This is a genomic window from Streptomyces sp. NPDC107575 (genome assembly GCF_055657265.1).
In genome coordinates, this window is the sequence record NZ_JBVKBG010000001.1 from 527187 (window position 1) to 539524 (window position 12338).

General features: G+C 72.1%; 10 protein-coding genes. 4 read left to right on the forward strand and 6 right to left on the reverse strand.

Annotation, left to right across the window (positions count from 1 at the left end):
- Positions 1–150: 150 nt before the first annotated feature.
- The 3 genes from ACZ7L4_RS02470 (at position 151) to ACZ7L4_RS02480 (ending at position 4923) form a co-directional block, all read left to right on the forward strand.
- Complete coding sequence (locus ACZ7L4_RS02470; RefSeq protein ID WP_472099009.1) at positions 151–3384, forward strand: amidohydrolase family protein; 3234 nt, start codon at positions 151–153, stop codon at positions 3382–3384.
- 130 nt (positions 3385–3514) lie between these two features.
- Positions 3515–4402 carry an SDR family oxidoreductase gene (locus tag ACZ7L4_RS02475; protein WP_472099011.1) on the forward strand — a complete coding sequence of 296 codons (888 nt, stop codon included), beginning with the start codon at positions 3515–3517 and terminating at the stop codon, positions 4400–4402.
- Between the two features lie 29 nt (positions 4403–4431).
- The gene (locus ACZ7L4_RS02480; RefSeq protein ID WP_472099013.1) at positions 4432–4923 is read left to right on the forward strand and encodes a DUF5709 domain-containing protein; all 492 of its coding nucleotides are present in this window, start codon (positions 4432–4434) and stop codon (positions 4921–4923) included.
- Positions 4924–4927: 4 nt separating this feature from the next.
- On the opposite strand, the gene ACZ7L4_RS02485 is transcribed toward ACZ7L4_RS02480, so the two are convergent.
- From ACZ7L4_RS02485 to ACZ7L4_RS02505, 5 genes are read right to left on the reverse strand one after another with little or no spacing between them, the layout of a single operon-like run.
- Complete coding sequence (locus ACZ7L4_RS02485; protein ID WP_472099015.1) at positions 4928–5572, reverse strand: ABC transporter permease; 645 nt, start codon at positions 5570–5572, stop codon at positions 4928–4930.
- Complete coding sequence (locus ACZ7L4_RS02490) at positions 5572–6279, reverse strand: ABC transporter permease (RefSeq protein WP_472099017.1); 708 nt, start codon at positions 6277–6279, stop codon at positions 5572–5574. Before ACZ7L4_RS02490 ends, ACZ7L4_RS02485 begins: the two co-directional genes overlap by 1 nt.
- Positions 6276–7241: an ABC transporter ATP-binding protein gene (locus ACZ7L4_RS02495; RefSeq protein WP_472099019.1), complete on the reverse strand. Its 966-nt coding sequence runs from the start codon at positions 7239–7241 to the stop codon at positions 6276–6278. Before ACZ7L4_RS02495 ends, ACZ7L4_RS02490 begins: the two co-directional genes overlap by 4 nt.
- A gap of 23 nt (positions 7242–7264) precedes the next feature.
- Positions 7265–8161, reverse strand: a complete 897-nt coding sequence (locus ACZ7L4_RS02500) for an ABC transporter substrate-binding protein (RefSeq protein ID WP_472099021.1) — start codon at positions 8159–8161, stop codon at positions 7265–7267.
- 2 nt (positions 8162–8163) lie between these two features.
- Positions 8164–10179 (reverse strand): CocE/NonD family hydrolase, encoded by a 2016-nt coding sequence (locus ACZ7L4_RS02505; protein WP_472099023.1) that lies wholly within the window; start codon positions 10177–10179, stop codon positions 8164–8166.
- Between the two features lie 129 nt (positions 10180–10308).
- Between ACZ7L4_RS02505 and ACZ7L4_RS02510 the strand changes: the two genes are divergently transcribed.
- Positions 10309–11163: an N-formylglutamate amidohydrolase gene (locus ACZ7L4_RS02510; protein WP_472099025.1), complete on the forward strand. Its 855-nt coding sequence runs from the start codon at positions 10309–10311 to the stop codon at positions 11161–11163.
- Here ACZ7L4_RS02510 and ACZ7L4_RS02515 read toward each other — a convergent pair.
- A complete protein-coding gene (locus ACZ7L4_RS02515) occupies positions 11150–12307 on the reverse strand; it encodes an alpha-hydroxy-acid oxidizing protein (protein WP_472099027.1) in 1158 nt (385 codons plus the stop codon). The two genes, ACZ7L4_RS02510 and ACZ7L4_RS02515, sit on opposite strands and share 14 nt — an antisense overlap.
- Positions 12308–12338: the final 31 nt, after the last annotated feature.

The window sequence follows — 12338 nt, forward strand, 5'->3', positions numbered from 1 at the left end:
GGTTCGTGGTGTCGGCCGTGTTGACTCACTGCGGGTGCCACGTATGTTGCTGTGCGTTCCCTGTTCGACTCGCGCACAGTTCGGTCCCGCAAGACCCATGGGTCTCCTCGGCCCCGTGGGTCCCCACGCCCTCCGTGCAATGGGAGTCTCATGGACACCACCCCCGTCACCACCGCCCCCAGCGACACGTCCCTCCCGGGCCCCTCCGTCACCCGCCGCCGCTTCCTGCAGACCACCACCGTCACGGCCGGCGCGCTCGCCGCGGGCGCCGGCGCCCTCCTCGAAACGGCGACAGCGGAGGCAGCGGCCGCCGCCGGGAACGCCCCGGCCTCCCTCTCCTTCACCGCGGCCACCAACGGCGCCGCCACCCTCGCCCCGTCCGGCGACCGCTTCGTCGCCGAGATCCAGAACATCCTCTGGTCGATCCCGCGCAAGGGCGGCACCGCGAGACCGCTCACCACCCCCGAACTCGAGCCCACCCGCCCCCAGTTCGCCCCGGACGGCAAGCGGCTCGTCATCTGCGCCTACCAGGGCGGCGGCTTCCACCTGTGGCTCCTGGACGCCGACGGCGGCACACCGAAGCAGCTCACCGACGGGCCCTGGGACGACCGCGGCCCCGCCTGGTCCCCGGACGGCCACCGCATCGCCTTCGCCTCCGAGCGCGGCGGCGACCCCGAGCACGCCGCCCCGTACCGCATCTGGACCGTCGACGTACGCGACGGAACCCTCACCCGCCTCACCGGCGCTCCCGGCCAGAACGGCCCCGGCCAGGGCGGCGCCTGGGAGGACTTCGACCCCACGTGGTCCGCCGACGGCACCCGCGTGCTGTTCGTACGCGCAGTGGTCACCGACGCCGGAACCCTCCAGGCGTCCACCGTCGCCTCGGTCGCCGCCGACGGCACCGGCGCCGTCGCCACCGAGCACGCGGACGACTCCGGCGCGCAGGTGATGACCCCCGCCGTCGCCCCGGGCGCGAAGGGCCCGCTCGCGTATCTGCGGACCACCCCCGCGCCCTCCGCCAGCTGCACCCTCGTCGTCGACGGGAAACCGGTCGAGGTGCCCGGCGACGTCGCGCCCGTACCGCCCCGCTGGACGGGCCCTGACACCCTGCTGCTCACCGTCGACGGCCGCTTCCGGCTCGTGCGGCCCGCCGCGCCGAGCGAGGGCGAACAGGTCACGTTCACCGCGAAGCTCCCGGTCGACCGGCCGCGCTACCGCGTCAAGCGCTACGACTTCGAGGCCGGTGGAGTCCGCCCCGTCCGCTCCCCGCACCTGCCGGCCCTGTCGCCCGACGGCAAGCAGGTCGCCTTCGCCGCCCTCAACTCGCTGTGGGTCGGCTCCACTTCGGGAGGCCGCGCCCCGCGCAAGGTCGTACAGGCCCCGCAGACCCGCTACGTACTCGCCCCGACCTGGACCCCCGACGGCAAGGCGCTCGTCTACGCCGACGACCGGGCCGGCCTGTTCTCCGTACGCCGCCACGATCTGGACAGCGGCAAGGAGACGGTGCTCGCCGAGGGCGGCCGGGTGTTCCCCGCGCTCTCGCCCGACGGACAGCGCCTCGCGTGCATCGACATGTCCGGCAACCTCGTCCTGCGCGAGCTGACCGCGGGCACCGAACGTGTCCTCGCCGCCCCCATGGGCAGCGGCGGACTGCCCGGCAGACCCTGCTGGTCGCCCGACGGCAGATACGTGGCGCTGTGCGACCGGGGCCGCTTCAACCAGCGCTTCCGCGAGGGCTACAACCTCATCCGCGTCGTCGACACCAGGACCGGCAAGGCGGTCGTGCACGCCGTCGCCCCGCACGTCTCGATCGCCGACCGCTACGACTCCGGGCCCGCCTGGTCGCCGGACGGACACACCATGGCCGTGGTCGTCGAGTCCGCGCTGTGGCTGCTGCCCGTACGCCCCGACGGCACCCCGGACGGCGACGCCCGCCAGGTCACCGACGAGGCCGCCGACCACCCGAGCTGGTCCGCCGACAGCCTCCGGCTCCTCTACCTGAGTGCGGGCAGGCTCCGCCTCCTCGACGTCGCGAAGGGTACCGCCCGTACGGTCAGGATCCCGCTCGACCACCGCCGCCCCCGCCCCGCCGACACCGTCGTGCACGCCGGCCGCTTCTGGGACGGCACGGGATCCGAGGTCCGCGACGACGTCGACGTCACCGTCGAGGGCGGCCGCATCACCGCTGTCACCCCGCACCGCGCGGGCGGCCGGGCAGCCACCAAGCGCCTCGACGCCTCCGACAAGACCGTGCTCCCCGGCCTCTTCGACGCCCACACCCACCCCTGGCAGTCCACCTACGGCGGCCGCCAGACCGCGCTCCAACTCGCGTACGGCATCACCACCGCGGTCTCCCTCGGCGGCTTCGCCTACGAGCAGGCCCGCATCAGGGAAGCGGTGTACGCGGGCGCGCTCGCCGGGCCGCGGCTGCTCGCCACCGGGGAACTGCTCGACGGTCCGCGCGTCGCCTACAGCATGGGTCGCGCCCACCGCACCCGCGCCGGTCTGCGCCGCTCGCTCGACCGGGCCGCCGCGCTCGACTGGGACTTCGTCAAGACCTATGTACGGGCGCCGGGTTGGGTGATGAAGGAGGCGGCCTCCTTCGCGCACGAACGGCTCGGTGTGCGCAGCGGAAGCCACCTGTGCACACCGGGAATCCAGCTCGGCCAGGACCTGACGACCCATCTGCAGGCTACGCAGCGCCTGGAGTTCGGGCGCGCGACGACGGCGACCGGGCGCGCGGGGCAGGACGTCCAGGAGATCTACTCGAGGACCGGCGACTTCCACCTCATCGCCACCCCGTTCACCGCTCAGCCGCTGATCGGCGCCGACCCGGCCATCGCCGAGGACCCGCGCGTGACACGGCTGATGCCGCCGTGGGACACCGCCGCCGTGGAGAAACTGGCCAAGACACCGCCCACGGCCGCCCAGCTCGCCACCCTGGACACCGAGCTCGCGGTCTACCGGCGCATCCTCGCCGCAGGCGGACACATCGCGCTCGGCACGGACCAGCCCCTCGTCCCCGTCGGCCTCCACCTGCACCTCGCGCTGCGCGCCCTGCACCGCGGCGGACTCTCCCCGGCCCAGGCCCTGCACACGGCGACGCTGATGCCCGCCCGGGTCTTCGGGGCGGACGCGGACCTGGGCACCCTGGAGGAGGGCAAGCTCGCCGACCTCACGATCGTCGACGGTGACCCGTTCACCGACTTCGACGACCTGATCCGTACGACGGCGGTGCTGCGCGGCGGCGTCCCGTTCCAGCAGGCCGACCTCGTCGACTCCTTCGAGCCGGTGACCAGTACGACACTGCGGGCCACCGGCGACGACTGGCTGGAGGTGGGCCGGCACATGCGGCGCGAGGGCTGCTGCGACCCCGGGTTCTAGGCCGAACGTGTGATCCGGTCCGGGCGCCCGCCCGCCTTGTATGAGGTCGGGCCACGCGGGCACTCGTGTTCCGCGGCGCACCGCGGCGCCGCGGAACACGAGAGCCGCCATCGGCGCAGAGGAGGCCGGTATGTCCGACCCGGCACGCCCCCAGGACCCCGTCACCGCGCATCCCCGGCCCGACTTCCCCTCGCAGGACCAGGAGCCGCCCGGCTGGACCGGGCCCATGGACCCGCCGCCCGACCACGGCGAGGACTCCTACAAGGGCGCGGACCGGCTGACCGGCCGCAAGGCCGTGCTCACCGGCGGTGACTCCGGCATCGGCCGCGCCGTGGCACTCGCCTTCGCCCGCGAGGGCGCCGATGTCCTGTTCACGCACATGCCGGAGGAGGCCGACGAGGCCCGCGAGACGGTCCGTCTGGTCGAGGACGCCGGGCGCACCGCGGTGCCCGTCTCGTGCGACGTGCGGGACGAGGCGCAGTGCGAGCAGGTGGTGGAGCGGGCCGTCGACGCGTTCGACCGCATCGACATCCTCGTGAACAACGCCGCGTACCAGATGTCGCAGCCGGACGGCATCACCGCCATCAGCACCGAGCAGTTCGACCGCGTCGTGCGCACGAACCTCTACGCGATGTTCTGGCTGTGCCGGGCTGTCGTGCCGCACATGCCGCCCGGTGCCTCGATCATCAACACCACGTCGGTGCAGGCGTACAAGCCGAGCCCGCATCTGCTCGACTACGCGATGACCAAGGGCGGCATCGTCACGTTCACCCAGGGCCTGGCGCAGATGCTGGTCGAGGACGGGATCCGGGTGAACGCGGTGGCCCCGGGGCCCGTGTGGACGCCGCTGATCCCGGCGACGCTGCCGGACACCGCCGAGTTCGGCAAGCAGGCGCCCCTCGGCCGCCCGGCGCAGCCCGCCGAGATGGCACCGGCGTATGTCTATCTGGCCTCCGACCAGGCCAGTTTCATCACCGCGGAGATCCTCAACGCCACCGGCGGCACCCCGCTTCCCTGACCCGACCCGACCGACGATCGGAGGCGACCATGAGCGAGAACGAGATGGCCGACGACACCTACCAGCCCACCGGCGGAAACGAGGAGCAGGAGGACGCCGCTCCGCTCGACCCCGAGAACGCGCTGGACGAACGCGACTACGACGAGACACTCGACGAGGGCTACTCCCCGCCCGAGAAACCGCTGGGTGTCACCAAGCCCGGTGTCACCGCGTCCGAACAGCACGAGGGCGAGTCGCTCGACGAGCGGCTGCGCCAGGAGGTGCCCGACCCGGACCGCCCCGAGGGCGACGGGGTGGGGGACCTGCCGGGCGGCGAGGGCGAACCCGTCGACCCGGAGGCCGGCGAGGAACGCGCCGGGCGCCTCACGCGGCCGGACGAGGGCGCCCACCCGGACACCACCAAGGAGGAGATCGCCGCGGACGAGGGCATCGACGGCGGCGCGGCGGGCGCCGAGGAGGCGGCGATGCACATCGTCCCCGACGACCACATGCCGCCGCCCCTGAACACCCCGAAGCGCTAGACGCCTAGACCTTCGTCCCCCGCGGCGCGAGCCGGTTGCCGACGGCGCCGAACAGGCCGTCGGCGACCAGCGCCAGGACCGCCACCCACAGCGCCGCCGCGATGACACCCGACAGGCCGTACGACACCTGGTTGAGGATGATGTCACCGAGCCCGCCGCCGCCCGCGACGGCGGCCAGGGTCGCGCTGGAGATCACGTACACGACGGCGATCCGGATGCCGGTGAACAACACCGGGAGCGCGAGGGGCAGTTCGACGCGCCACAGGATCTGCCACTGCGTCAGACCCATGCCGCGTGCGGCGCGCACCAGGTCCGCGTCGACCTGCTCCACGCCCAGGTACGCGTGCGTGAGGACCGGCGGGACCGCCATGATGACCAGCGCCGTCATGACGTTGACGAAGCCGATGCCGAGCAGCCCCAGGAAGATCGCGATGAGCGCGAGCGAGGGCAGCGCACGGCCGATGTTGGAGATGCTCACGGTCAGGAACGAGCCCTTGCCGCGGTGTCCGAGCCACACACCGAGCGGCACCGCGATCACCAGCGCCACCGCGACACCCGCCGCGGAGAGCAGCAGATGGTCGACGGTCCGGCTGAGCAGCAGGCCGAAGTGGTCGGCCATGAACGAGAAACTCGCGAGGAAGGTGTGCATCAGACGGTCCTCCGCGTCCTGGCCCACGGCGTGAGCACCCGGCCGAGCAGCACGAGCAGTCCGTCGGCGGCGAGCGCGAGCGCCACGGCGAGCAGCCCCGCCCCGATGAACTGCGTGTTGAACGGCGACTGGAGGCCCTGGATGATCGGCGAACCGAGCCCCTGGTCGATGATGAACGCGGCGATCTCGACCACGCTGATCGTGGTCACGGTCGCCACCCGAAGACCGCTGATCACGCCGGGCAGCGCGAGCGGCAGCTCGATGCGCCACAGGATCTCGCGCCGGGTCAGGCCCATGCCGACACCGGCACGGCGTACGTCCTCGGGTACCTCGCCGAGCCCGGTGACCGTCGACTTGAACAGCACCATCAGCGTGTACGCGACCAGGGCGATCTCGGCGGTCAGCACGGACAGGCCCGTCACCGGGACGAGGAGCGTGAACAGCGCCATCGGCGGGATCGTGTAGAGGAACGACGTCAGGCCGCCCAGCGGACGGACCAGCCACCGCCGGAAGTGCGCGAGCAGCGCCAGCGGGAACGCGATCAGGAAGCCGATCCCGACCGCGATCACGGTGAGACGCACGTGTTGGACGAGGGCGGGGCCGAACACACTGGAGAAGTTCGCGGTGAACCAGTCGACGCAGAACACCCCGTTGTCGCGCACACACGCACTGGCGGTGCCGAAGTCGGGGATGACGGGGCCGCTCACGCCGCCTCCCGGATGAGCGCGACGGTGACGGAGCCGACCGGCTTGCCGGCCTCGTCCGCGACCGCGAGCCGCTCGGCGCCACCGGCCATCAGCGCGGACAGAGCGGTGCGCAGGGTGTCGCTCGTGCGCAGGGAGCCCTCGGCGCCGTCGTCCGCCGCGTCCAGCTTCAGATCGCCGAGCGTGCGCAGCGTCAGCGCCTTGAGGCCCCGGTCCGTTCCGACGAAGCGGGCCACGTAGTCGTCCGCGGGTTCGCGCAGGATCCGCTCCGGGGTGTCGTACTGGAGCAGCTTGCCGCCCTTGGCGAGGATCGCGATGCGGTCGCCCATGCGGACGGCCTCGTCGATGTCGTGGCTGACGAACAGGGTCGTCTTCTGCACCTGCTCCTGAAGCCGCAGGAACTCGTCCTGCACGTGCTCGCGCGTCACCGGGTCGAGCGCGCCGAACGGCTCGTCCATGAGCATGATGGGCGGATCGGCAGCCAACGCCCGGGCGATGCCGACGCGTTGGCGCTGGCCGCCGGAGAGCTGCGAGGGGTAGCGGTGGGCGTACTCCTTGTGCGGGAGGCCGACCAGTTCGAGCAGCTCGCGCGAGCGCTCCGCGATCCTCGGCTTCTTCCAGCCGAGCACCTGCGGCACCGTTGCGACGTTCTCCTCGATCGTCAAGTGCGGGAAGAGACCGGCCTGTTGGATGACGTAGCCGATGCCGCGCCGCAGCTCGATGACGTCCTGCTCGCGGATGCTGCTGCCGCCGATCCGGATGTCGCCGCTCGTCAGCTCGGTGAGCCGGTTGACGAGGGTCAGCGCGGTCGTCTTGCCGCACCCGGAGGCGCCGAGCAGGACACAGATCTCGCCCGCGGGAACCGTCAGGGACAGCGCGTCGACGGCCGCCTCGTCCGTTCCGTCGTACGTCTTGGTGGCCGCGTCGAAGACGATGTCGGCAGCGGTCTGAGCAGCGGTCTGCATCGTGGAATGCTCCTCGGTCACGGTCATATCAGCTTGTTCGCTCTCAGGAACCGGTCGGCGACCTTCGCCGGGCTGAGCCGCATCATCGCGGCGGCCTCGTTCAGGGCCTGCATGGCTTCCTCCGTGAGCAGTTCGTCGACGGCGTTCAGCGGTTCGGTGAGCCGCTCGCCGTACTTCTCGACGAGGGACGTGCGCACGACGGGGGAGACGTTCTGGAACCCGAAGATGGCCTGGTCGTCGTCGAGGATGGTGAAGTCGTAGCGGCGCAGCTGCGGGTCGGTGGTGAACACGTCGGCCGCGTCCACGTCCCCGTTCTTCAACGCCGGGTACTGCAGGCCGATGTTGAGCGGCCGCACCTTCATGTCGTGCAGCTCGTACGCCTTGACGATGGCGTCGAAGCCGAGCGGGCCCGTGATGTTGTCGGGGTACTCGGCGTACGAGATCTTCCCCAGCTTCTTCAGGTCACCGACGGTCTTGAGGCCGTGCTTGCGGGCGTCCGCGGTGCGCACGGCGACGGCGTTGCGGTTCTGGAACGGGGTCGGCGGCAGCAGCGAGATGCCGCGCCCCGCCTCGAACTTCTTCGCCGCCTCGTACGTGCCGCGCGCCGTCGTCGGCATGTGCTTGGGCATCGCGAACGTCTGCAGGATGACACCCGTGTATTCCGGGTACAGGTCGATCTGCCCGTTGCGCAGCGCCCGGTCGATGAGGTCGGCGCTGCCCACGTTGGACTTGAGGACGACGTCGAAGCCGCGCTTCCGCAGGATCTGGGCGTACAGCTCGCCCATCACCCACGACTCGGTGAACTGCTTCGATCCGACCGTGATCACCGGGCCGGTGCCGGCGGCGGACCCGGTGGCCGTGGCCACTCCGGCGGCCGCGACGACACCGAGCGAGCCGGTCAGGAACGTGCGTCTGCGCATGTTCAGACTCCCTGCCGGGGAATCACCGCGTCCGTGGTGCGATGGAAGACGCGGGTGTCCCCTTCGTAGGCGGTGAGGGTGTTGACGACGGTGAACGAGGCGGCGTCGGAGGCCATCCGGCTGTGCGTGACGACCTTCCAGTGCCAGTCGCCGCGCCCGCCCTCCTCGGTGCGCTCGCACTCCACGACCGCGGAGTGCGGGTCGCCCTCGGTGAGTGAGAAGCGGTCGACGGCGTCGCCGCGCTTCCACAGTCCGTCGCTGAGATCCTTGAACTCGCCGTCACGGACGATGAGTTCGACGTCGGTGCGGCCCGTGACGGGATCGTGCACGACCTTGCGCGACGAGCCCTCGCCGGACGTCGACAACTCGACCGGCAGGTCCGGCTGCGGCTCCCCGTAGGGGCGCAGCTCGGCGTCCGTGTCCGTCGACGGCCGTACGGGGAGGTGGAGCGCGGCGGCGGGGGAGGGGTGCAGGGTGACCGTGACCGGCTCGGGGGACGGCCAGGCCAGCGGCCAGTACGAGGACGAGACCGCGACGCGGATGCGGTGTCCGGGCGCGAAGGCGTGGGCGGTCGCGACCAGCGGCACGGTCACGTCGTAGGCCTGACCGGGCTCCAGCGGCAGCGTCTCCTTGTGGCCCTCGCGGTGCGTCAGGTTGAGCAGGCCGCGCGTGACGAGCCGCGAACTGCCGTCCGGAGCCACGTCGTTGAGGCGGACCGCGAGCTGCGCGGCGGGCCGGTCGGCGCTCACCCGCAGCGTCACCGACGGCGCGCCGAGGATCTCCGCGCGCTCGTCCAGCGGCGCGGTGGTGAAGCAGTGCGCGAGCCCGTCGTCGCCTCCCTGCGGCCCGAACTGCCCGGCCGCGTCGCCGAACTGGAGCCAGCTGCCGCCCGCGGTGCCGAGCACCCGCGTGCTGTCGAGGTGCGCGTCGCGAAAGCGCAGCGGGTCGTGCCCGACGGCCTCGCCCGCCGACTCGCCGGCCAGCGCGAACTCCTGCCGCTCGATGCGCTCGGAGGGCCACTGCTGCTCGGCCACCCACCGACCGGGCCGCTCGTCCCGGTCGCCGCCGGGCGCTGCCCACTCGGGCAGCCATGCCCGCAGCGCCGGATCGTTCAGGGCCCCGGTGTCCTTGCCGCGCAGGAACTGGTCGAACCAGCGCACCACTTCACCGTGGAAGTCGATCGCGGGACCGGGCGCCGCCTGGTGCGGATAGGTGTGCGCCCACGGCCCGACCAGCGCGCGCACGGGAGCGTTGTCGATGCCCTCAAGGAGCCGCAGCACGGCCCCGCAGTACGGGTCGTACCAGCCGCCCACCGCGAGCACGGCCGCCTCGATCGCCGAGAAGTCCTCGCACACCGAACCGTGCTTCCAGAAGGCGTCGCGGGTCTGGTGCCGCAGCCACTCCTCCACGTACACGGGGGTGTCGGCCATCCGCTGAAGCCACCGCTCGCGCCACTCGTCGCCGACAACGGCCGGATCGGCGGGCCGCGCGTTGTAGGCGAGCATCGTCGACGCCCATGGCAGCATCTCCGAGGCGATCAGCGAACCGCCCGTGTAGTGCACGTCGTCGGCGTACCGGTCATCCGTCGAGCAGACCGTCACGATCGCCTTCAGGGCTGCCGGGCGCAGGGCCGCGATCTGCAGCCCGTTGAAGCCGCCCCACGACTTGCCGATCATGCCGACGGTGCCGTCGCACCACTCCTGCGCGGCGAGCCACGCGATGACCTCGACACCGTCGTCCAGCTCCTGCTGCGCGTACTCGTCGAGCATCAGCCCGTCCGAGTCGCCGCTGCCGCGCAGGTCGACGCGGACGGCGGCATAGCCGGACGCGGCGAAGCGGGCGTGCAGGCTGTTGTCGCGGTCGGCCGTCCCGTCGTTCTTGCGGTACGGGATGTACTCGAGGATCGCGGGCGCCGGGCGTGCGGGGCCCTCCGGGAGCCAGACGCGGGCGGCGAGCCGCGTGCCGTCGGCGAGCGGAATCCACAGATGACGCACGAGTTCTGAAGGTGCTTCGGGCAAGGTGAGGTACTCCTGTCGCGCTCCAGCTACTCACTGTCCATTCAGTAGTAGCGGACCGGCTCCCTACCCCGCGACCACACCTCGAAACCACGCGTCCCAGAAAGTGGACGGAGTGGGAGAGTGGGACACATGGACACCTCGGACTCCGCGGACACTTCAGTACAGGACGGCGCCGGCACTCCGCCCTACCGGCTGCACCCGGGCGACCCGTCCTCCCCGGTGCTCCTGCACGTGCCGCACGCCTCCCGCGAGATCCCGGCGCTCGTACGCGAAGGGCTGCTGCTCCGGGGCGAGGCCCTCGCCCGCGAACTGGACCTCATCACCGACGCGCACACCGACCTCGTCGCGGAACGCGCCGCGCGGGCCGCGGCCGTCACACCCTGGAGGTTCGTCAACCAGCGCTCGCGCCTGGTCGTCGACCCGGAGCGGTTCCCTGACGAACGCGAGGAGATGCGCGAGGTCGGCATGGGCGCGGTCTACACCCGCACCACACACCGCGAGCCGCTGCGCCCCGAACCCCCGGCGGACGAGGACGCCTTGCTGGACCGGTATTTCCACCCCTACGCGCGGGCCATGACACGGGCCGTGGCCGACCGCCTGGCCGCGACCGGCCGGGCGGTCGTCATCGACGTCCACTCCTACCCGAGCCGCGCCCTGCCCTACGAGCTCCACGGCAGCGACCCGCGCCCTCCGGTCTGCCTGGGCACCGACCCGTTCCACACCCCGGACGCGCTCCTCGCCGCGGCCCGTGAGGCGTTCGCTCCCTATGGGGAAGCGGCGGAGAACACCCCCTTCTCGGGCACGTACGTCCCCCTCGCGTACTACGGCAAGGACCCCCGCGTCACGGCGCTGATGCTGGAGCTGCGCCGCGACCACTACCTCGACGAACCGGTCAGCCCGCACGGCGGATTGGAGCGGGCCGCCGACGCGCTCGCGCGCCTGGTCGACGCGGTGAGCCGCGACGGAGGGCTCAGTCCAGCGTGACCAGTGACTCCGGTGTGAGATCCGCCAGCGTCGGATAGCCGTCCACCGCCATGATCAGGTCGGCCTCGGCGAGCAGGGAGCGCAGGACGTGCACCAGCCCGTCGACGCCGCCGACCGCGAGACCGTACGCGTACGGGCGCCCGACGCCCACCGCCGTGGCACCCAGCGCGAGCGCCTTGACGATGTCGGCGCCCGAGCGCACACCGGAGTCGAAGAGCACCGGCATGCCGTCCGCCGCCTCGACGACCCCCGGCAGCGCGGCGAGCGCGGGCAGGCCGCCGTTGGCCTGGCGGCCGCCGTGGTTGGAGCAGTAGATGCCGTCCACGCCGCCGTCCTTGGCGCGGCGCACGTCCTCGGGGTGGCAGATGCCCTTGAGGATCAGCGGCAGATCGGTGAGCGAGCGCAGCCACGGCAGGTCGTCCCACGTGAGCGGGTTGCCGAAGAGGCCGACCCAGGAACGGACGAGGTCCGTGGGGTCGGTGCTCGCCGCGATCTCCTGGAAGCGCGGGTCGGAGCTGTAGTTGGCCAGGCAGTGGCCGCGCAGCTGCGGGAAGTTGGACGTCGACAGGTCGCGCGGGCGCCAGCCGGTGACCCAGGTGTCGAGCGTGACGACGATGCCCTTGTAGCCGGCCGCCTCCGCCCGCTTGACGAGGCTCTCGGCGAGCGCCCGGTCGGTGGGCGTGTACAGCTGGAAGAAGCCGGGTGTGTCACCGAACTCCGCGGCCACCTCCTCCATCGGATCGACCGTCAGCGTCGACGCCACCATGGGCACACCCGTGCGCGCCGCGGCCCGCGCCGTCGCCAGGTCCCCGTGCCCGTCCTGCGCGCACAGCCCGATCACGCCGACCGGCGCCATGAACAGCGGCGAGGCGAGCCGCATCCCGAACAGGTCCACGGACATGTCCCGCTGCGTGGCACCCACCATCATCCGGGGCACGAGCCCGTACCGCTCGAAGGCCCGCACATTGGCGCGCTGCGTGTGCTCGTCGCCCGCGCCCCCGGCGACGTAGGACCACACCGAGGGGGAAAGCGCCGCCTGCGCCCGCTGTTCGAGGGCGGCGTAGTCCATCGGCTGCGTGGGCGTCACGCCGCGCAGTCCGTCGAGGTAGATCTCGAATTGGTAGTCGCCGAACTGCGGGCTCATCGCGCACCTCTTCACCAGGGGACAGGGGCAC